Annotated in this window: 19 protein-coding genes and 2 rRNA genes (2 of these 21 cut by a window edge); 14 read left to right on the top strand and 7 right to left on the bottom strand. The window is 51.8% G+C overall.

The genetic code is table 11. From position 1 onward, the window contains the following. The 5 genes from REIFOR_RS15815 to REIFOR_RS16930 all read left to right on the top strand — a co-directional run. A 23S ribosomal RNA gene (locus tag REIFOR_RS15815) occupies positions 1–2582 on the top strand (it extends 420 nt beyond the left edge of the window). A 165-nt stretch (positions 2583–2747) separates the two neighbouring features. Beyond that, positions 2748–2863 (top strand): 5S ribosomal RNA (rrf, locus tag REIFOR_RS15810). Between the two features lie 328 nt (positions 2864–3191). Further along, complete coding sequence (locus REIFOR_RS15805) at positions 3192–3971, top strand: hypothetical protein (RefSeq protein ID WP_100258472.1); 780 nt, start codon at positions 3192–3194, stop codon at positions 3969–3971. Continuing rightward, a complete protein-coding gene (locus REIFOR_RS15800; protein ID WP_100258471.1) occupies positions 3968–4429 on the top strand; it encodes a GNAT family N-acetyltransferase in 462 nt (153 codons plus the stop codon). Before REIFOR_RS15805 ends, REIFOR_RS15800 begins: the two co-directional genes overlap by 4 nt. Before the next feature lie 86 nt (positions 4430–4515). Beyond that, entirely contained in the window at positions 4516–4674 is a 159-nt protein-coding gene (locus REIFOR_RS16930; RefSeq protein WP_193437312.1) for a hypothetical protein, read from the top strand. An 82-nt stretch (positions 4675–4756) separates the two neighbouring features. On the opposite strand, the gene REIFOR_RS15795 is transcribed toward REIFOR_RS16930, so the two are convergent. From REIFOR_RS15795 to cmoA, 7 genes are all read right to left on the bottom strand, one after another. Next, positions 4757–5755, bottom strand: coding sequence for a LacI family DNA-binding transcriptional regulator (locus REIFOR_RS15795; protein ID WP_100258470.1), 999 nt, complete (start codon positions 5753–5755; stop codon positions 4757–4759). Between the two features lie 103 nt (positions 5756–5858). Further along, the gene (locus REIFOR_RS15790; protein WP_100258469.1) at positions 5859–7793 is read right to left on the bottom strand and encodes an amylosucrase; all 1935 of its coding nucleotides are present in this window, start codon (positions 7791–7793) and stop codon (positions 5859–5861) included. A gap of 95 nt (positions 7794–7888) precedes the next feature. Beyond that, positions 7889–9043, bottom strand: a complete 1155-nt coding sequence (locus tag REIFOR_RS15785) for a carbohydrate ABC transporter permease (protein ID WP_100258468.1) — start codon at positions 9041–9043, stop codon at positions 7889–7891. 9 nt (positions 9044–9052) lie between these two features. Then, complete coding sequence (locus tag REIFOR_RS15780; RefSeq protein ID WP_100258467.1) at positions 9053–10057, bottom strand: carbohydrate ABC transporter permease; 1005 nt, start codon at positions 10055–10057, stop codon at positions 9053–9055. 59 nt (positions 10058–10116) lie between these two features. Then, the gene (locus REIFOR_RS15775) at positions 10117–11466 is read right to left on the bottom strand and encodes an ABC transporter substrate-binding protein (protein ID WP_100258466.1); all 1350 of its coding nucleotides are present in this window, start codon (positions 11464–11466) and stop codon (positions 10117–10119) included. 184 nt (positions 11467–11650) lie between these two features. Next, complete coding sequence (gene cmoB, locus REIFOR_RS15770) at positions 11651–12646, bottom strand: tRNA 5-methoxyuridine(34)/uridine 5-oxyacetic acid(34) synthase CmoB (RefSeq protein ID WP_100258465.1); 996 nt, start codon at positions 12644–12646, stop codon at positions 11651–11653. Beyond that, positions 12643–13374, bottom strand: a complete 732-nt coding sequence (cmoA, locus tag REIFOR_RS15765) for a carboxy-S-adenosyl-L-methionine synthase CmoA (protein WP_100258464.1) — start codon at positions 13372–13374, stop codon at positions 12643–12645. The genes cmoB and cmoA overlap by 4 nt, the downstream gene beginning before the upstream one ends. 130 nt (positions 13375–13504) lie before the next feature. Between cmoA and prfC the strand changes: the two genes are divergently transcribed. The 9 genes from prfC to REIFOR_RS15720 all read left to right on the top strand — a co-directional run. Next, a complete protein-coding gene (gene prfC / locus REIFOR_RS15760; protein ID WP_100258817.1) occupies positions 13505–15085 on the top strand; it encodes a peptide chain release factor 3 in 1581 nt (526 codons plus the stop codon). Between the two features lie 8 nt (positions 15086–15093). Beyond that, positions 15094–15405 carry a hypothetical protein gene (locus REIFOR_RS15755; RefSeq protein ID WP_100258463.1) on the top strand — a complete coding sequence of 104 codons (312 nt, stop codon included), beginning with the start codon at positions 15094–15096 and terminating at the stop codon, positions 15403–15405. 125 nt (positions 15406–15530) lie between these two features. Beyond that, the gene (rplM, locus tag REIFOR_RS15750; protein WP_100258462.1) at positions 15531–15959 is read left to right on the top strand and encodes a 50S ribosomal protein L13; all 429 of its coding nucleotides are present in this window, start codon (positions 15531–15533) and stop codon (positions 15957–15959) included. An 11-nt stretch (positions 15960–15970) separates the two neighbouring features. Further along, a complete protein-coding gene (gene rpsI / locus REIFOR_RS15745) occupies positions 15971–16366 on the top strand; it encodes a 30S ribosomal protein S9 (RefSeq protein WP_100258816.1) in 396 nt (131 codons plus the stop codon). A gap of 195 nt (positions 16367–16561) precedes the next feature. Further along, entirely contained in the window at positions 16562–17155 is a 594-nt protein-coding gene (petA, locus tag REIFOR_RS15740; RefSeq protein WP_100258461.1) for a ubiquinol-cytochrome c reductase iron-sulfur subunit, read from the top strand. After that, a complete protein-coding gene (locus REIFOR_RS15735) occupies positions 17155–18396 on the top strand; it encodes a cytochrome b (protein ID WP_100258460.1) in 1242 nt (413 codons plus the stop codon). Before petA ends, REIFOR_RS15735 begins: the two co-directional genes overlap by 1 nt. Further along, positions 18393–19157, top strand: a complete 765-nt coding sequence (locus tag REIFOR_RS15730; RefSeq protein WP_227003709.1) for a cytochrome c1 — start codon at positions 18393–18395, stop codon at positions 19155–19157. Before REIFOR_RS15735 ends, REIFOR_RS15730 begins: the two co-directional genes overlap by 4 nt. A gap of 92 nt (positions 19158–19249) precedes the next feature. Further along, a complete protein-coding gene (locus REIFOR_RS15725) occupies positions 19250–19879 on the top strand; it encodes a glutathione binding-like protein (protein WP_100258459.1) in 630 nt (209 codons plus the stop codon). An 8-nt stretch (positions 19880–19887) separates the two neighbouring features. Next, positions 19888–20000, top strand: partial view of a ClpXP protease specificity-enhancing factor gene (locus REIFOR_RS15720; protein WP_162495509.1) — the 5' portion only. The gene runs 283 nt beyond the window's last position; the window shows 113 of its 396 coding nt (coding positions 1–113); its start codon is at positions 19888–19890; its stop codon lies off the right edge, out of view.

Below are 20000 nucleotides of genomic sequence, written 5' to 3'. Positions count from 1 at the left end.
TACTCCTGATTGACCGATAGTGAACAAGTACCGTGAGGGAAAGGCGAAAAGAACCCCTGTGAGGGGAGTGAAATAGATCCTGAAACCGTATACGTACAAGCAGTGGGAGCCCCATCACAAAGCGACTTTGCGGAGTCCTTTGGTCTGATGGCTAAAGGAAACATTGGCGAAGCGCAGCTTCGCGAATGCAACCGGCAAAGCAGGCAGTGAGGCCGCTTTGTGATGGGGTGACTGCGTACCTTTTGTATAATGGGTCAGCGACTTACATTTTGTAGCAAGGTTAACCGAATAGGGGAGCCGTAGGGAAACCGAGTCTTAACTGGGCGTCTAGTTGCAAGGTGTAGACCCGAAACCGAGTGATCTAGCCATGGGCAGGTTGAAGATTGAGTAACATCAATTGGAGGACCGAACCGACTACCGTTGAAAAGTTAGCGGATGACCTGTGGCTGGGGGTGAAAGGCCAATCAAACTCGGAGATAGCTGGTTCTCCTCGAAAACTATTTAGGTAGTGCCTCGGACGAATACCACTGGGGGTAGAGCACTGTTTGGGCTAGGGGGTCATCCCGACTTACCAACCCCATGCAAACTCCGAATACCAGTGAGTACTATCCGGGAGACACACGGCGGGTGCTAACGTCCGTCGTGAAAAGGGAAACAACCCAGACCGTCAGCTAAGGTCCCAAAGTTTTGGTTAAGTGGGAAACGATGTGGGAAGGCTCAGACAGCTAGGAGGTTGGCTTAGAAGCAGCCACCCTTTAAAGAAAGCGTAATAGCTCACTAGTCGAGTCGGCCTGCGCGGAAGATATAACGGGGCTCAAACCAAACACCGAAGCTACGGACTTGTGTATTTATACATGAGTGGTAGAGGAGCGTTGTGTAAGCCGTTGAAGGTGAGTTGAGAAGCTTGCTGGAGGTATCACAAGTGCGAATGCTGACATGAGTAACGATAATGCGAGTGAAAAACTCGCACGCCGAAAGATCAAGGTTTCCTGTTCAACGTTAATCGGAGCAGGGTGAGTCGGCCCCTAAGGCGAGGCTGAAGAGCGTAGTCGATGGGAAACAGGTTAATATTCCTGTACTTCAATACAGTGCGAAGGGGGGACGGAGAAGGCTAGGTGATCCGGGCGTTGGTAGTCCCGGTTTAAGCGTGTAGGCTGAGTGTTTAGGAAAATCCGGACACTCACTAAGGCTGAGGCGTAATGACGGTGATCCCACGGGATCCGAAGTCACTGATGCCATGCTTCCAGGAAAAGCCTCTAAGCTCCAGCTGTATTGGAACCGTACTCCAAACCGACACAGGTGATCAGGTAGAGAATACCAAGGCGCTTGAGAGAACTCGGGTGAAGGAACTAGGCAAAATGGTGCCGTAACTTCGGGAGAAGGCACGCCCAGGCTGGTGATGAGACTTGCTCTCTGAGCTGACTTGGGCCGAAGATACCAGGCCCCTGCGACTGTTTACTTAAAACACAGCACTCTGCAAACACGAAAGTGGACGTATAGGGTGTGACACCTGCCCGGTGCCGGAAGGTTAATTGATGGGGTTAGCGTAAGCGAAGCTCTTGATCGAAGCCCCGGTAAACGGCGGCCGTAACTATAACGGTCCTAAGGTAGCGAAATTCCTTGTCGGGTAAGTTCCGACCTGCACGAATGGTGTAACGATGGGGGCGCTGTCTCCACCCGAGACTCAGTGAAATTGAAATCGCGGTTAAGATGCCGTGTATCCGCGGCTAGACGGAAAGACCCCGTGAACCTTTACTATAGCTTCACACTGGACTTTGATGTTATTTGTGTAGGATAGGTGGGAGGCTTTGAAGCTGTGACGCTAGTTGCAGTGGAGCCAACCTTGAAATACCACCCTGATAACATTGAGGTTCTAACGTCGGCCTCGAAACGAGGTTACGGACCGTGTGTGGTGGGTAGTTTGACTGGGGCGGTCTCCTCCTAAAGAGTAACGGAGGAGTACGAAGGTGCGCTAAGCATGGTCGGAAATCATGCGGTTAGTATAATGGCATAAGCGCGCTTGACTGCGAGACGGACAGGTCGAGCAGGTACGAAAGTAGGTCATAGTGATCCGGTGGTTCTGTATGGAAGGGCCATCGCTCAACGGATAAAAGGTACTCCGGGGATAACAGGCTGATACCGCCCAAGAGTTCACATCGACGGCGGTGTTTGGCACCTCGATGTCGGCTCATCACATCCTGGGGCTGAAGCCGGTCCCAAGGGTATGGCTGTTCGCCATTTAAAGTGGTACGCGAGCTGGGTTTAGAACGTCGTGAGACAGTTCGGTCCCTATCTGCCGTGGACGTTGGAAAATTGAGAAGAGCTGCTCCTAGTACGAGAGGACCGGAGTGGACGAACCTCTGGTGTTCGGGTTGTCATGCCAATGGCATTGCCCGGTAGCTAAGTTCGGACGGGATAACCGCTGAAAGCATCTAAGCGGGAAGCCCCCTTCAAGATAAGTTTTCCCCGAGGCTTTAAGCCTCCTGAAGGGCCCAGTAAGACTAACTGGTTGATAGGCAGGGTGTGTAAGCGTTGTGAGGCGTTGAGCTAACCTGTACTAATTGCCCGTGCGGCTTGGCCATATAACGCCGAAGTGGTTTGAGCTGTTGGTAGTTCAGAGATACGCTGAAAGAAAAGAACGACCAAGATGAGTTGAGCAGTATCCGGAAGTTGAGAGCTTTTTTAGTACCCAATTGCGTAGAGCGTGCGCTGTCACCCGACAGACACGAGCTATGACAACCAGTTTGCTTGACGAACATAGAGCGTTGGAACCACCTGATCCCATACCGAACTCAGAAGTGAAACGACGTATCGCCGATGGTAGTGTGGGGTCTCCCCATGTGAGAGTAGGTCATCGTCAAGCTCCTAAAAAGAAAACCCTGATCGGAAACGGTCGGGGTTTTTGCTATGCGTGGGACTCTCACACGGGTAGACCCACTTTTTAGTGGGCTCGGGTTGCCGCATCACGCGAGGCGTCGCACCGCCCCCTGTGAGAGTAGGTCATCGTCAAGCTCCTAAAAAAACGAAAAACCCGCAGTCTAACGGCTGCGGGTTTTTTTATGCCTGCTAGAAAGACCTTGTAGGCAGCAGCAATCTGATGCCCATAAGCGCAACCTGAAAGGCGGCTCGCTCGACCCGATGTCTAGTTACCCGTCCCAGCAGACCTGTTAGAATAAAACCTTAGAACACTGATGCAGATGGCCGCCGTGAATCCGAATACGCAACACCAACTTAAAAACGACTATCTGACCGCTATGGGGGTCACGCCTTGGTACCCGCGCGTTATCCTGGCCAATGCCCTGAGCCCTCTGCAGCAGCCGACGATGATCGGAGAGCCCGATAAAGAAGCCCAACCTGTGATCCCCTTAGTCGAGCTAGCGTCCAGTGCCGTCACGACGCCATCGGCACAGCTGAACCCTCACGAGCACAACAGCGTTAGGCCCTCGGAAATGGGCACGGCAAGTGAGTTAAACGGCCCTGTGGCCGCTTCGGCCGTTTTACCGGCCAGCGTAACTGATAACACAGCGGCCATACGCTTTGGACTTGGTATCTATGTGCTGGGCGATTGGTTAGTGGTGAGTTCGTTGGTGAGCGGTCACGAACAAACGCAAGATGTTGCATTCCGGCTCATCGCCAACCTGCTCAGGGCCATGACTGGCAATCAGTATGAGTTTAAGCATCACCATGAAATAGCCTGGCCCTTTTTTAGCAACGCCAATGCGGAGCAAGGGTTGGATGCGGCTAAGCACTACGTATTAGGAGTGCTTCAGCAACATGCTGAGACACATCAAACCACCCACCTGCTGGTATTGGGTGGCGTCTTGTCGAAGTTGAATGGCTGGGAGGGCGCGCATGGCACTGAATTGGGCATGCAGCGCTTGGTCTTACCGTCTGTGTATCGAATGATCTCCGAACCAATGGAGAAAGCCAAGGCGTGGCAACTGATTCGCGCGGCTGGCCTGGGCCAATGACCCTAAGCCTGGTACCGGCTTTAGCTAGTGAATTGCCCTACCTAGCGCAGCTGTCTAGCCAATCGTTAGATTCAACTCTGGGCTCTGACGCCCTCCAGTCATACCTAATCCAACAAGCGTTATTTTCCTTGCACGCCGAAGGCCAACCGATTGGTCTTTTGGTCCAGCAGGTCGTGTTGGACGAGGCGGAATTAATACAGATTTTGATCGATCCCCTGTTCTGCGGTCGGGGCTTTGCCGCTTCGGCGTTGACATATTGGCATCGTGGCCTGGCTCTACAAGGAGTCAGCCGAGTGGTTCTAGAAGTGCGGCAAACCAACATGCCCGCCTTAGCGCTCTATCAACGCGCAGGTTATCAATCGGTTGGCATGCGCAAAAACTATTATCATTACGCTGACAGCCTGGTAGATGCTTGGGTAATGGCGCTAAACCTGCCAGCAGGTCCGCAAGGGGCGTAGCTCCGATTTTCATCTTATGACTTTTGTCGGATGACACAGTTACCAGTCATGTTAATTTAGCCGAACCATTGGAACAGGAGATTCATATGAACTCGGCTAAGTATGAAGTGGTTAGAAACGGTATTTCGTTCGGCTCGGCGTTGGCCATTGCCATCTCGTGGACGGCTCACAAATCGATAATTTGGGCCATCATCCATGGCTTCTTAGGTTGGTTCTACGTTGTGTTTTACGCGCTCTTCCGTTAGCGCGAAACGGGATCTCTGCGCTCAATAGTCCTAACTGGTCTCCCGTATATGTAATGTGGTTGGTAACAGGATGCTTGCATGGTTATCTGGATCTAACACCATCATTGCCGCCAAACGGCCCTTTTTCAATACTAGGCTGATAGACAGTACTGACTTCCGGATGATTGCGCCGGGCTGCCGGTATGTCGTCGAAACCGACAATCTTCAGCTCACCAGGAACGCCAATCTGCAGTTCGCGTGCTACAGCAATGGCTGCCAACGCGAGTTGGTCAGACATACAGAGCAATGCGACAGGTCTAGGGCTTGCTGCTAATGCCGACCGCACGGCTTGGATACCTTCTTGCCAGGTGCTTTCTTCGACACTCCAAATAAGCTCTGAAGGTATCGGCCGATCCACTTCAAACCCGGCAGCCAGATAAGCCTCGAGACGTTGACGGGAGACTGACAGGGTCGACTCCAACAGCGGATGTTCATCCAGCCTTAAGACGCCAGAATCGTGGGTCAGACGCAGACCAATAACGGCAATGGGGCCAACTGTAGTAGAGAAGATATGACGAGCGGCCGCAAGGGCCCCACCGTAGTTGTCGACGTTGAGTGACAGGTGGTTGAGTAAACTGAAGTCTACGGTGACCATCGGTTTGTGTTGTTTTTCGATCCGCTTAATCAGCTCCAAGTCGCGCGGTGGACCGTAAAGGATGTAGCGCTCAGGGATGGTTTCCAATGATTTCTCTTTATAGAACTCGTTTCGACCGGGCATCAACAGCATGTTGAACTGGGCATCGTCGAGCACTTGAGCCACACCCTGGAGGAATTCTATGGCACACGGATCGGTAAAATTGTAAGCCAGCTTATCGGCCAACATGACCCCGACAACACTGGTCGCACCGGTGCGTAGACTGCGCGCGGCAGCATTAGGGCCATGGTAGCCAAGCCGTTCGCATTCACTGAGAATCCGCAGCCTTAATTCCTCGGATAACTGGTCGGGACGACCAAAGGCATTCGACACCGTGGCGCTGGATACACCTAGCAGGGCGGCCACTGACTTGAGGGTCAGTTTTTTGTTGTTCGCTTTATCAACCATCGGACATCTCTTATTCGGTAGCAAGGTGGACGAACCATTACTTGCGCAACGACGGGTTATGAACTTTTTTCTAGCTTGCTGCCGTGCCGTGCGTCGAGCCCTGTTATAGCCCTCCTAGCAGCCATAGCTGCTGAAAGGCCGCTAACTCGAGACCCTCACTTGCTGTCAAAGGTTGATCCAAAAGCAGGTCATTGGCCTGGCCTGCGAGGCCGAGGCGTAAACATTGGTTAGCATCGAGGTGGCATCTATGCTCTGAGAAATTAGCGACAACGACTAGTGTCTGGCCTTGGTATGTGCGGCTAAAGGCAAACACACTCTCGGCGACAGAGGGTAACACGACGACGTCGCCAAAACCGAACACTGGATGAGAACGACGCAGTTCAATAAGATTTACCAGGCCGGTGAAAACCTGGTTTTGAGGGCTATTGTTGACCGATCTCTGATCGGCACCGGTGTTGGCAAAACGGACTCGATGTACCCAGCGGCTGTCGTTATGGTGATTCGGATCTGCTCGATAACTATAGTCATTAAGCATGCCCACCTCATCACCAAGATAAATAAGGGGGATGCCCTTAAAGGCCAGCACAATGCCATGCATGAGCAAGATACGCTTAATAGCGTGGTCCGTTGAGCTTCCCGTGAGCAGGGCCTGTTCCAAGCCACAGAGGGAGGCGAGCGTGCCGGAGATGCGACAATCGCCGGTATTGGGATCGGCCTGAAAGGGAACACCGGCGGCAAAGGTACCGGGAAACTGACCGGTATAGAATTGATTCAAGAAATAACGATGATCTTGAGGATTGATGCCAACACTCCAAGCATCGGCATCGGCAAATGCCCAACCAATATCATCATGACAACGAAGATAGTTAACCCATACGGTATCAGCGGGCAGTCCACTGCGTGCTTGGGTGCCGGCAATCAACAATTTGGTCTGACGTGTGGCCAGGGCCTCCCACATCAGGGCCATCAGGTTGGGGTTATAGGAAACCGGACATTCATCGGCACTAATGTATTTAACCACCTCATCCGGGGCCACAATGGCTTCAGACTTCAATACCACACCTGGAGCGGCAAGGCGCAAAAAGGCATTAAAGGCCTGAATCAGGCGATGAGCGTTGGGCAGGTTCTCGCAATTGGACTCGGGCTGTTTCCAGGTAAACGCAAGGGCATCCAGTCGAATAACATCGGCACCAGCATCGACCAATTTGAGCATTTCACTGCACATCGCGGTATAGACTTCGGGGTTCTGATAATTTAAGTCCCACTGGTAATCGTTAAAGGTGGTCCAGACCTCCGCCTGCAGCTCTTCATTCCAGGTGAAGCAACCCGCGCGTTTGTCGGGAAAGATATCGCGTAGATATCGACTATAGGGGGCTTTGTCGGCAGGATCGCGGAACAGCCAATAGTAGGCCTGGTAGCGCACATCGCCAGCCTTGGCCAACAAAGCCCATTGGTGTTGATCGGAGGTGTGATTGAACACGAAGTCCAGCACCAGGCGAATCTTATTATCGTGTAACGCCGCCGCGACGGACTTTAGCTGAGCCAGTGTGCCAATCCGTGGATTCAACTTGCCATAGTCTTTAATGGCATAACCGCCGTCGTTGTCGCCCTCTGGCACGTCAAAAAATGGCATAAGGTGTAGGTAACCGACACCCAAGTCCGTTAAATAGGGTATCTGGCTCTGTAGTTTGCGTAAATTACCGGCAAACAGATCAACATAGCCGGTCGCACCAATGGTTTGCTCGCTCTGGAGCCAGTCATTGTGTTCAGCCTGGTAGACTCGATGGTCCTCTGATGCGTCCATCCACGCCTGCGCTGCCTTTACCAGTGTCTGTTCAAGATGGAAATAGAAATCCCATTGCGCACCGTATAGATCGACCAAACAGCTGTATAGTTGCGCAAAATCTTGCTGCAAAGCTTGCTGGAAAACCGGCAAACGGTGACGGTTTTTATGGCGAGCATAGCGTTTAGCCACGGTCGGCCAGAGGCGTTCCAGAGCGATAGCGGCACAATGGCTGACGGATTGGTCGAACGGCATAGGTTCAATTCTCTAAAGTTGGGGGCTGCCCATCAAGGCGATTTTTTTGGCCTAGGCCCCGCTCGGGCGGAACTCAGGCCGGGCGATAGCTTGGGCTAACCGCCTTTGACAGAACCTGCCAAGAGTCCGCGCACGAAGTACTTCTGCATTGATAAAAAGACGATCACGGGAATCGCGATGGATATGAAAGCGCCACTGGTCAAGATTTCCCAGTTGTCGCCGCGAGAGCCGAGCAACTCGATCAATTGCTGTGTCATTACTGTCTTGTCTTCACCCTGACCTAAGAATACCGCGGCCACCAATAGGTCGTTCCAGGTCCAGAGGAATTGGAAAATAGCGAAGGAGGCCAGGGCGGGCATCGATAGGGGTAAGATCATTTTCACAAAAATTTGAAAATGGGTCGCGCCATCCATATAGGCCGACTCGATTATATCTTTGGGCAAACTCGCCATATAGTTACGCAGTAAATAGATCGCCAATGGCAAACCAAAGCCGGTGTGCGCGAGCCACACCGTGACATAGGATTTCGACGGCACATCCAAAACACTACCGATCAGGGCAAAGAGTCTTAACACGGGAATTAAACTCATCTGCAACGGCACCACGATCAGACCGATGATCATCGCCAAGAAGAAGAAGCGTCCTTTAAAATCCATCCAAGCCAGAGCATAGGCGGCAAAGGCGGCAATCAGGATCGGCACAAAGGTCGCGGGTAGAACCACGGTCAAGGTATTGATAAAGGCCCTGCCGACTCCCTCGGAGGAGAGAACTTCACGGTAGTTATCCAGACCGAAGCGGGGCGGATAGTCGGCACCAAAGAACAGTCGTGGCCCGCGTTTATGGGTGAATTTCTCGCTCGAATGCCACACCACCGTTCCATCTTGTGCCACCAGAAGGGTTGAGTTTTTATTGAATTGAGCCTCAAGATCGGGTGCGTTGGCCGTTAAATCATCTGCCCGAAGCCCCCAGCTGGTCACCCGATTCTGGGCACCCTGATCAAACAATTGGGTGCGGATCTCATAGCCATCGGCTACCTCAATCTGGTCGGCAGCAACTGGCAAGCGAAAGACTTCACTTTGCGAATTGGTGATCAGAGCAGTCCACCAACCCGAGGTGGTCAATTGATCCTTATCGCGCACAGAGCTGACCAATAGGCCGAGCGTTGGCAGAGTCCAGATGGTGACCAATAAAATTATAATGGAGTGCTTAATAAAACGCGCTGTTCTCGACTGCCGTGCGTCCAATGACATATGGGTCTCCTATTGCTCGCTGTTGCGCGCAGATCTGATGTTGTAAATCATGATCGGCATTACCGCCAACATGAGTATCACCGCGACGGTGCTGGCTGTACCGGAATTGCCGTTGCGGAACATCTCGTTGTACATCAGGTTAGCCAGTACCTGCGAACCCCACTGGCCATTGGTCATGGCATAGACGATATCAAATACCTTCAGCACCAGAATGGTAATGGTGGTCCAGACCACAACGATAGTGGGCCAGATCTGGGGGACAACAATCTTGAAAAATATTTGCGTTTGGCTGGCTCCTTCCATCATGGACGCCTCGAGCGTGTCTTCTGGCACACCCCGAATAGCAGCGCCTAAGATGACCATGGCAAAGCCCGTTTGGATCCAAATCAGGATAACCATCAGAAAAAAGTTGTTCCAAAATTGGATGCTGATCAAGGCTTTGGGTTCACCACCAAAGAGCATAATGACGGCATTAACCAAGCCGATTTGATCGGCGTCTGGGCCGCGAAAATCGTAAACAAACTTCCAAATAATGGAGGCACCGACAAACGAAATCGCCATCGGCAAGAAAATAAGGGTACGGGCAAATTGGCCCCACCAGATTCGATCGGTCAGATACGCAATGGTTAGACCGAAAATTGTTGCCATTGTCGGCACGAAGAATAACCACATCAAGTTATTGATTATTGAGGTTATAAAACCGGTGTTGTTGAAGGCCCAAATATAGTTGGCCAAACCGACGAAGCTTTCACCTTCACGGTCCCAGAAGGACAGTTGTAGGGATTTAAGAACGGGGTAGATTAGGAATACCGTTAAAAATAATAGCGCCGGACCAATAAAGATCCAGGGTCGTATCTGTTCGCGTAACTTGTCGCGTCGATATTGTTTTTCGTTTGACTGGCCATTGTCACCAAAGACCTTATCAATCAATAGATTAGAGCCGACAAAAAACAGGATGGTCCCGCCGATGGCGAAAAAAATCGCCGTAAAGGCGAAAAGAATTTGTTGCAACACCGCAATACTCCTTCTGTAAAAAAACCGCCCCAAAGAAGGGGCGGTTTAGCGGGTTGGTGTTACTTGATTTCGTTCCAGCTAGATTGGATTTCGTCGGCAACTGTCTTAGCGCTCATGCCACTAACGTAGTCAACCATACCGGTCCAGAATGAACCGGCACCAATGGCACCCGGCATCAGGTCAGAACCGTCGAAGCGGAAGGTTGTTGCATTAAGCAGAATCTCACCTTGACGACGCAAGGAATCACTCTGATAGAGGGCCGTATCGGCACCCTTATGAGCGGTCAGGAAGCCACCTTGAGACATCCAGAGCTCATGTGCCAATGGTGTCATCAGGTATTCCAATACCGCATTGGTTGCTTTGTTTTCTTTGGTAACCGTGACCACGGTACCGGCACCCAGAACTGGCTTGCCTAAGTCTTTGGACTCGTAAGCAGGGAAGTAAAAGAAATCAGCATCTTCGCCGACCACAGTACCTTCTGGGAAGAAGGCTGGGATAAAGCTGGCTTGACGGTGCATAAAGCACTTAGCCGGTACGCTGAACAAGTCTTTCGGGCTGTCGCGGAAATCGGTGGTACCGACTGCCGACACGCCACCGGCGACATACTTTGGATTCTTAGCGAATTCACCAAAGGCGTCGATCGCACTGACGACACGAGGATCGTTAAATGGAATGTCGTTGGCAACCCACTGATCGTATACCGCAGGTGATTGAGTCCGCAACATCATGTCTTCAACCCAATCGGTAGCAGGCCAGCCAGTAGCCGCACCTGAACCCAGACCGATACACCAAGGTGTTTGGCCGTCAGCAACCATCTTATCCGACAGAGCCATCAGCTGTTCCATGGTCTCAGGGATTTCATAGCCGTAATCAGCGAAGTTATCGGGTGAATACCAAACCAGGCTCTTCAGATCGACACGGAAGAATACGCCGTAGAAGTTGTCCTGGCCGGCTTTGTTCTTGTACGTGGCCAAATCGACCCAGCTTTGACCGGCTGCGTAGTCTTTTAATACCGCGTTCTTGATCTTATTAGAAACCGGGGTTAATAGGTCGCGTGAGGCCAGGTCTTTGGCCAGGCCCGGCTGTGGGAAAACAGCCATGTTCGGCGGTGTGCCCGCGGTGGTGTCAATCAGGATCTGCTGCTCAAAGCTATCGGAACCCGTGTATTGGATTTTAGCACCGGTTGCTACTTCGAAATGAGACAAGATGCTACGGAACACATCATCTTCAGGGGCCAACCAGGCGCCTGTGATGGTGACGGTTTCGCCGGACAAATCCATGGATTTAAATTTGTCTAAGTTAGCCCAGTTAAAATCTCCGCTGCCCATTTTCGGCATTTCAGAGAAAGCAGCGCTGGCTACAGCGGCTGTGATCGCCAAGGCGACGGATGTTTTTTGCCATGTTTTCATTGGTTTTGCCCTTCTTGTTATTATCGTCTGTGAACAACGTCTTTTTGAATCGCTCAGTGAGCTTAATCGATTAAGAAGAAATTGCCACCTTCTTTATAGATCGTTTTGTTATTTATAAAATGCTTTATATACCTGAACTTAAACGATTAAGAATGTTGATCAATGGCTGGGGAAAACCACAGAGCTAGTCGAGGTGGTAGCGCTTCAAGCGGGCAAGCTCAGGGCGGGTGGCCAGGATCAGGGCACGAATCGGGGCTGGATGCCCCTCGATGGTCAGGCTGGGATCCTCAGGATTCAAGTAGTCGGCCAGGCTTTGGCCAGGTTTCCAGTCGGAGGGGCGCTGCTCGTCCGTCGAGGTGGTTGATTGATCGACTAGACGAATATTTTCGAAGCCCATTTTTTCCAGCCACTGCACCAGGGTCGGCACCGTGGGCAGAAACCAGACATTGTTCATGCGCGCATAGCGGCCAATAGGTACCAGCGACTCGCCGACCTGGCCTTGGATAACCAGGGTCTCGAGCACTAATTCGCCGCCGGGGCGCAAGGCGCCGCGTAATTCGGCTAGATGATCCAGGGGGGAGCGCCGGTGATAGAGCACACCCATGGAAAAAACGGTGTCAAAAATCCCCAAGTTAGGTGGTAAACTTTCCAGTGTAAAGGGCAATACCGTATGGCTCGGATCCTTGATATAGCGATTGACCGCTAGGTGCTGCACAACCGATAGCCAGGAGGGGTCGATGCCAGCAACGGTCGCCGCCCCAGCCGCCTTCATGCGCCAACCGTAGTAGCCGTTGCCACTGCCGACATCGAGCACATGGCGGCCGCGCAGATCGCTGAGGTGGTTGGCAATGCGGTCCCACTTCAGGTCGCAGCGCCACTCGGCGTCGATATCGATATCAAAAAATCGGAAGGGTCCTTTACGCCAAGGCATCAGCGCCTTGAGCGCGCTATTGAGCTGCGCGCCAGCATCACCGACCGGACCGTTGATGGTGACCACGCGGTCGAGCTCGACGCTGTTCGCGCTTATGCTCGGCAAGGTCTCTAGGGCCGTTAGCAGGCGCGCGAGGTTGCCATCGTTGAGTTGGTCCCAGGTTTGTTGCAACTGGGCGGCCAGGGGCTCGCACCAAGGTTCTAGGCGGGTATTACGGATGTGGTCGATAAAAGGCAGGTAATTAATCATTTGATGGCTATAAAGGACGCAAAGTTAAAGGATTGAAACCATTGGCTTACTTGGCCGAAGCCAGCCAGCTCAAGGCGTTGAATGTGGTCTTGGGCCGTTTCCGGGATCAGCACGCGCTCGATGGCCTGGCGCTTTTGTCCGATTTCCAGATCACTGTAACCGTTGGCGCGTTTGAAGTCGTGATGATGTCTTATCAGGAGTTCTTCATGCTTGGCGTCCGCGAAGGCCAGCTTTTCCGAAAGGACCAGCGCCCCTCCGGGCAGCAGGCCGTCATAGATACGCTTGATGGTGCTCAACCGTTGCGTCAAGGGAACAAACTGGAGGGTGAAATTCAACACCGCAAAGCTGCAGTTTTCGATAGCCAACTCGGTGATATCGGCACAGAGGGTTTCAACCGGAATCGGTGACTCTTCTAAATCCAGGAAATCGGTACTCCGGGCCAGCATGGCGGCAGAATTATCGACCGCGATAATGGTTACCCCGGGGGCATGGATGCGATGGCGCATGGCCAGCGTCGCGGCCCCGAGCGAACTGCCTAGGTCGTAAATACGGCTGTTCGGCTGAGCATAACGCTCTGCGAGGATGCCGATGGTGCCGATAATATGGCTGTAGCCGGGCACCGATCGTTTGATCATATCGGGAAACACTCGCGCAACCTGATCATCAAAGCGAAAATCGGCTAGATTTTGCTGAGGATTGGCATATATCTTATCGGTTTCTTGGCTCATGACAGAGATAAATTCGGCGCTGAAGGCCGGCCATTGTACCTTTCCTTCAGCTATTTGCGTAGATCGGTTCGAAAAGATTGCTAGAGTAGGTATACTGCGCGGCCTGATTTTAATGATTACGAGTATTTCCATGTCTTTGATTGCTGATGAAGTCGCTAAACGGCGCACTTTTGCGATTATTTCGCACCCCGATGCAGGTAAGACAACCATTACCGAAAAGGTCCTCTTGTTCGGCAATGCCATCCTGCAGGCCGGTACTATCAAGGGTAAAAAGTCGGGCCAGCACGCCAAGTCGGACTGGATGGACATGGAAAAAGAACGGGGTATCTCGATCACCACCTCGGTGATGCAGTTCCCCTATGCTAACAAGCTGATCAACCTGCTCGACACCCCGGGTCACGAAGACTTTTCAGAAGACACCTATCGAACGCTCACCGCGGTGGATTCGTGTGTAATGGTTATCGATGCGGCCAAGGGCGTGGAAGAGCGTACCATCAAGCTGATGGACGTCGCACGGATGCGTGAAACCCCCATCATCACCTTCATGAATAAGCTCGACCGCGACACCCGTGATCCGATCGATCTGATGGATGAGGTCGAAAATGTTTTAAAGATCAGTTGTGCACCCATCACTTGGCCCGTTGGCATGGGCAAGGAATTCAAAGGCATTTACCACCTGCTGCGCGATGAGGTCATCCTCTACCAGGCGGGCATGGGTCATACCATTCAGCACAGTCGCATCATAAAGGGCTTGGACAATCCCGAGTTGGACGGCGCCTTGGGCGAGTACGCCGATGAGTTGCGCGAGCAGATGCAGTTGGTTTTGGCCGCGGCGAACACCTTTGACTTGGAAGAATTTTTGGCCGGCCAGCTGACGCCGGTCTACTTTGGTACCGCCCTGGGTAACTTTGGCGTCGATCATATGCTTGACGGTTTGGTTGAATGGGCACCGTTGCCGCAGGCGCGCAACGCTGGCGATCTAATGGTGGCGCCAGACGAACCGGAGCTGAGCGGTTTTGTCTTTAAGATTCAGGCCAATATGGACCCCAATCATCGAGATCGGGTCGCCTTTATGCGGATCGTCTCGGGTAAGTACGAGAAAGGCATGAAGATGAAGCATGTCCGGACCGGCAAGGCCGTGCGTATCTCCGATGCCCTGACCTTCTTGGCGGGCGATCGTGCGACGGTGGAGGAGGCCTTCCCGGGTGATATTATCGGCTTACACAACCACGGTACCATCCAGATTGGCGACACCTTTACTCAGGGTCGAGATTTGAAGTTTTCGGGCATCCCCAACTTTGCCCCTGAATTGTTCCGTCGGATTCGGTTAAAAGACCCATTGAAAATGAAACAGTTGCAAAAAGGCTTGATGCAGCTGTCTGAAGAGGGGGCTGTCCAGGTCTTCCGGCCGATGAAAAACAATGACCTGATCGTCGGTGCCGTTGGCATGCTCCAGTTTGAGGTGGTGGCACACCGGTTGAAGTCAGAATATAAGGTTGAGGCGGTCTATGAGGCCATTACCGTGGCCACCGCGCGCTGGACATCCGGCATAGATGATCGGATCCTGCAGCAATTTATTACCAAGGCGCATGAGAATCTGGCGCTCGACGGGTCTAACAACTTGACCTACATCGCGCCGACCATGGTGAACCTTCAGATGGCACAAGAGCGCCACCCTGATATAGTGTTTCGCAAAACGCGCGAACATTAGGGGTTGCCATGATTGTGTACCTGTTAATCTTAGCAAGTATGACCGCTGGGGCCAGTACGTTGGTCTATACCGGTATTCAGATTGCCATACGAAATAAGCGCCTGGGTGTTCATGACGCCCGCGGCTTTTATATGGTTGCTCTGGTCTTCATCACCTTTGTGTTGACCAGTGTGGCCCATTATTGGGGTGATAGCCGCTTTGAAGCGAGCGCCGGCAGTGTCGGCTTTTCGGTGATTGGTATGCTATTCACCCTCTGTTGTAGCTTGGCCGGCCTTGGGTTCGGCCTTGTTAAATTGCAAGAAGTAGATCCATTCGAATAGAAATATTGGTTAGTTGGTTGAAAACTCACCAAAAAGTCTTGCGCGGGGAAAAAAGATTCAGTAAGATCCGCGCCCTCAATTTGGATTAACTTCCCCTGAGCCCCCCACTAATAAGGCGGAGTTAAATGAAAACATTTGTAGCAAAACCAGCTGAAGTTAAACGCGACTGGTACATAGTAGACGCCGAAGGGCTAACCTTGGGACGTATGGCGACTGAAATCGCTCGTCGCCTCCGTGGTAAGCACAAGGCAGAATTTACACCTCACGTTGATACTGGCGATTATATCGTTGTTATTAATGCTGAGAAAGTGCATGTGACAGGTCGCAAGGCTAAAGACAAGCAGTATTACCGCCACTCTGGTTACCCAGGTGGACTGAAGTCTATGAGCTTTGAGAAACTGATCGCGCACAAAGGCGAAAGCCCAATTGAATTGGCTGTGAAGGGTATGATTCCACGTAATCCTCTAGGCCGGGCCATGTTGAAGAAGCTGAAAGTGTATGTCGGAACAGAACACCCGCATACTGCACAACAGCCCAAAGAACTTAAGATTTAATGGGGAATGACATGACAGCTATTCAACAGAATTATGGTACCGGTCGCCGGAAAACATCTACAGCACGCGTATTTTTGCGTCCTGGAAACGGCGCAATTGTTATTAACAAGCGTACAATTGAGGAATACTTCGGTCGCGAAACATCTCGCATGATCGTTCGTCAGCCTCTAGACCTTGTTGATATGACTGAGAAGTTTGATCTTTACATCACCGTCGCCGGTGGTGGTTCAAACGGACAAGCAGGCGCAATTCGGCACGGTATTACTCGTGCTCTGATGGAGTACGATGAAAATCTTCGTCCTCAATTACGTGAAGCTGGTTTTGTTACCCGTGACGCACGTATGGTAGAGCGTAAGAAAGTGGGTCTGCGTAAAGCACGTAAGAAGCCACAGTTCTCCAAGCGATAAGTTTACCGAGAACTCTATTGCAAACCCGGGCTGGTCCCGGGTTTTTCTGTTTAGAGGGTGGCTTTAACCCCGTTTGCCGATCTTATTCGACCTGGGTCAAAGCTTTCCTTGTCAGAATCACCGAATTTCTTTAGTATTCGCGACATTTTCAGACATTAGATATACTAATTTCCTTTCACTCAGAGGGTGATAATAATGACGCATGACGGCGTAAATAAGGGTCGGCGGCGGTTCCTGTACATTGCTACCGGTGCCGTAGGCACAGTGGGTGCAGTGGGCGTGGCCACACCGTTCGTTAAATCATGGTTTCCCAGCGAGAAAGCTAAAGCAGTGGGTGCCCCGGTTAAGGTGGATATAAACGGTTTAAAGCTTGGGGAAATGGTTATCGCCGAATGGCGAGGCAAACCCATCTTTATCTTGCGACGCACCAAGGCAGTCATCGACTATTTGCGCGATGAGGGTCTGCGCAGTAAGTTAGCCGATCCCGATTCTGAAGTCGCTTCACAGCAGCCAGATTATGTGACCAGTGATGTACGCTCTTTAAGTGAAGAGCTGCTCGTGATCGAGGGCGTCTGTACGCACCTAGGCTGTTCACCCAAGTTTATTCCGGAATTAGAGCCCCAGCCATTTGACGCCAATTGGCAAGGTGGCTTCTTTTGCCCCTGCCATGGTTCGCGTTTTGACTTGGCTGGCCGGGTGTTTAGTGGTGTCCCGGCGCCATACAATTTGCAAATACCGCCCTATAGTGTTGATGGCGGTGTAGTTACAGTCGGTGAGGGTGCAGCATAATGAGTAAGAAACCAGCGATTTTGGAGTGGCTTGATCGGCGTCTCCCTGTGACCAATGCCTATGAAAAGCATATGTCCAAGTATTACGCTCCGATCAACTTTAATTTTTGGTATGTCTTTGGTCTGTTGGCTATGGTTGTCTTTATCAACCAGCTAATGACCGGTATCTGGCTGACCATGTCCTATACGCCGAGTGCCGAGGAAGCCTTTAATTCCGTCGAATACATCATGCGCGATGTTGAGATGGGTTGGTTGATTCGCTATATGCATTCGACCGGCGCGTCTTTCTTCTTCCTGACGGTTTACTTGCATATGTTTCGTGGCGTTTTATACGGCTCGTACCAAAAGCCGCGTGAGCTGATCTGGGTGTTCGGTATGTTTGTCTATCTGGTAATGATGGCTGAAGGCTTTATGGGCTATGTGTTGCCATGGGGTCAAACGTCCTATTGGGGCGCGCAGGTTATTATTTCACTGTTTGGCGCAATCCCGGTCATCGGCGACGGTCTGACCGAGTGGATTCGAGGCGACTTTTTGCTCTCCGGCATCACCTTGAATCGATTCTTTGCGTTGCATGTCATTGCCTTGCCGTTGGTGTTAGCGCTGTTGGTCGTGTTGCACGTCTTAGCGCTGCACGAAGTTGGCTCAAACAATCCCGACGGTATCGACATCAAGAAGCATATGGATGAGCGCGGTGTACCGCTAGACGGCGTGCCGTTCCACCCATACTTCACTGTCGGCAAATTGCCGCAGGTTGTGTTGTTCTTAATGGTATTTTGCGCGGTGCTTTTCTTTATGCCAGAAGGGGGCGGATACTTCTTAGAGCATCCAAACTTTGAGCCAGCGAATTCGCTGAAAACACCTGAGCATATTGCACCAACTTGGTATTACGGTGCGTTTTACTCGATATTGAGAGCGATCGATTTTCCGATATTCTTTATTAACGCAAAACTGGGTGGCTTTATGGCCATGGCCGGAGCCATCGCAATCCTCTTTGTCCTGCCTTGGTTGGACCGTAGCCCAGTGCGTTCATGGCGTTACAAGGGCTGGATGAGCCGCACCGCGATTGTCATGTTTGCTATCGCATTTGTCGTGCTCACCTATCTCGGTGGTCAGCCGGTGTCCTTCTGGAACGGCGTCGTGGCGAAGATTGGTACGGTTATCTACTTTTCCTTCTTCTTGCTGATGCCATTTTATACCAAATGGGAAAAAACCAAGCCTGTACCAGAGAGGGTCCCACGATGATCAAGAAAATACTGACGTTGGTGTGTGCGTCATGGTTGGCGACGTCTGCCATAGCGGCCGGCGGGGAGGTGCATCTGGATTCAATGGCACCCGATATGTCCAACACCACATCGTTGCAGGAAGGTCTAAGCACCTATATGGATTATTGTGCCGGCTGCCACTCGTTGGGTCATGCGCGCTATAATCGAGTTGCGCGAGATCTGGAGATTCCGGAAGATATCTTCATGGACAGCATTATGTTTTCCCAGGACGCCAAATTTGGTGACCTGATGAAGTTCGCGATGCCAGTAGCGCAGGGTAAGAAATGGTTTGGTGTGGCGCCGCCAGACTTGACCATGGTGACTCGAGTTCGCGGTGTTGATTGGGTTTATACCTACTTGCGTAGCTTTTATAAAGACGAATCGCGCCCCTATGGCGTGAACAACAGTGTCTTTAAAGATGTTGGCATGCCGCATGTTATGCTGGGTCTGCAGGGTCTGTGTTCGGCCAAGCCGAGTGCCCAAGACGGCCATACTCTTGACCCGTTGACCGGTGTTGCGACTGAGCATGGTGCTTGCGCGAGTCAAGATATAGCTGGCACCTTGTCGACCGACGAGTTTGATGAAGTGATTTATGATTTGGTTAACTTCCTGAACTATATGGGAGAGCCTTATCAGATGGATCGAAAGCGCATCGGTTGGTTCGTGTTTGCCTTCCTAACCGTGTTGTTGGTTCTTGCCGCTTTGTTGAAGCGCGAACTGTACAAGGATATTAAACACTAGGAGAAATCCTGGGCGTTTATCCGCAAAAAAGGAGCGCAGCCAAGGCTGCGCTTGTTGTGTTTTTATCTACTAGTAATTTGGGAGCGTACTGAATGGGCGTTGTTGCAAAGCGATCCTCCATGACTTTCTACTCTGACGCAGCCTGTCAGTATAGTCATCGAGTTCGGATAGTACTGGCAGAGAAGGGTGTTACGGTCGATATTAAAGATGTCGAGCCGGATGCTATACCCAAGGAAGTTTCTGATATAAACCCCTATTGCAACCTACCGACTCTGGTTGATCGTGACTTGGTGCTGTTTGAGCACCACGTGATGATGGAGTACTTGGATGAGCGCTTCCCGCATCCGCCTCTCTTGCCGGTCTACCCGGTTGCGCGTGCAGAGTCGCGTCAGTTGATCTTTCGAATCGACCGAGATTGGAGCGCCTGCGTAGACGCGATAGTTGCAGCCAAGAGCAAAGATAGTGTTGCGCGAGCACGCAAAGAGTTGCGTGAAAGCCTGCTCGCCATCGCGCCCGTGTTCGATGACAAGCCCTACTTTATGAGTGATGAATTCACCCTGGTGGATTGCTGTGTAGCGCCCATCTTGTGGCGACTGCAGTCTTTGGGCGTTGAGTTGCCGGAAAAACAGGCCAAGTCGATCGACAAGTATATGGAGCGAATCTTCGAGCGAGAGTCATTCCAGGTCAGCTTGTCCGAAGTTGAGCAAGAGATGCGCGACTGATGTCGGGCATGAGTTCTAATAAACCCTACATGATCCGTGCGGTTCATGAATGGATACTGGATAACGACTGTACCCCTTACATCGTTTTCATGGCGGATTATCCGGGCGTGCAAGTGCCCCA

The sequence above is a fragment of the Reinekea forsetii genome (assembly GCF_002795845.1).
GTDB lineage: Bacteria > Pseudomonadota > Gammaproteobacteria > Pseudomonadales > Natronospirillaceae > Reinekea > Reinekea forsetii.
The sequence above is the reverse complement of the archived record's forward strand: the minus strand, read 5'-3'. Positions and strand labels throughout refer to the sequence as shown.

Bases quoted from the DNA above. Each gene is read 5' to 3' on its own strand.
- REIFOR_RS15805 (WP_100258472.1), top strand. From the start codon at position 3,192: ATGCAGATGGCCGCCGTGAATCCGAATACGCAACACCAACTTAAAAAC.
- REIFOR_RS15800 (WP_100258471.1), top strand. From the start codon at position 3,968: ATGACCCTAAGCCTGGTACCGGCTTTAGCTAGTGAATTGCCCTACCTA.
- REIFOR_RS16930 (WP_193437312.1), top strand. From the start codon at position 4,516: ATGAACTCGGCTAAGTATGAAGTGGTTAGAAACGGTATTTCGTTCGGC.
- REIFOR_RS15795 (WP_100258470.1), bottom strand. From the start codon at position 5,755: ATGGTTGATAAAGCGAACAACAAAAAACTGACCCTCAAGTCAGTGGCC.
- REIFOR_RS15790 (WP_100258469.1), bottom strand. From the start codon at position 7,793: ATGCCGTTCGACCAATCCGTCAGCCATTGTGCCGCTATCGCTCTGGAA.
- REIFOR_RS15785 (WP_100258468.1), bottom strand. From the start codon at position 9,043: ATGTCATTGGACGCACGGCAGTCGAGAACAGCGCGTTTTATTAAGCAC.
- REIFOR_RS15775 (WP_100258466.1), bottom strand. From the start codon at position 11,466: ATGAAAACATGGCAAAAAACATCCGTCGCCTTGGCGATCACAGCCGCT.
- cmoB (WP_100258465.1), bottom strand. From the start codon at position 12,646: ATGATTAATTACCTGCCTTTTATCGACCACATCCGTAATACCCGCCTA.
- cmoA (WP_100258464.1), bottom strand. From the start codon at position 13,374: ATGAGCCAAGAAACCGATAAGATATATGCCAATCCTCAGCAAAATCTA.
- prfC (WP_100258817.1), top strand. From the start codon at position 13,505: ATGTCTTTGATTGCTGATGAAGTCGCTAAACGGCGCACTTTTGCGATT.
- REIFOR_RS15755 (WP_100258463.1), top strand. From the start codon at position 15,094: ATGATTGTGTACCTGTTAATCTTAGCAAGTATGACCGCTGGGGCCAGT.
- rplM (WP_100258462.1), top strand. From the start codon at position 15,531: ATGAAAACATTTGTAGCAAAACCAGCTGAAGTTAAACGCGACTGGTAC.
- rpsI (WP_100258816.1), top strand. From the start codon at position 15,971: ATGACAGCTATTCAACAGAATTATGGTACCGGTCGCCGGAAAACATCT.
- petA (WP_100258461.1), top strand. From the start codon at position 16,562: ATGACGCATGACGGCGTAAATAAGGGTCGGCGGCGGTTCCTGTACATT.
- REIFOR_RS15735 (WP_100258460.1), top strand. From the start codon at position 17,155: ATGAGTAAGAAACCAGCGATTTTGGAGTGGCTTGATCGGCGTCTCCCT.
- REIFOR_RS15730 (WP_227003709.1), top strand. From the start codon at position 18,393: ATGATCAAGAAAATACTGACGTTGGTGTGTGCGTCATGGTTGGCGACG.
- REIFOR_RS15725 (WP_100258459.1), top strand. From the start codon at position 19,250: ATGGGCGTTGTTGCAAAGCGATCCTCCATGACTTTCTACTCTGACGCA.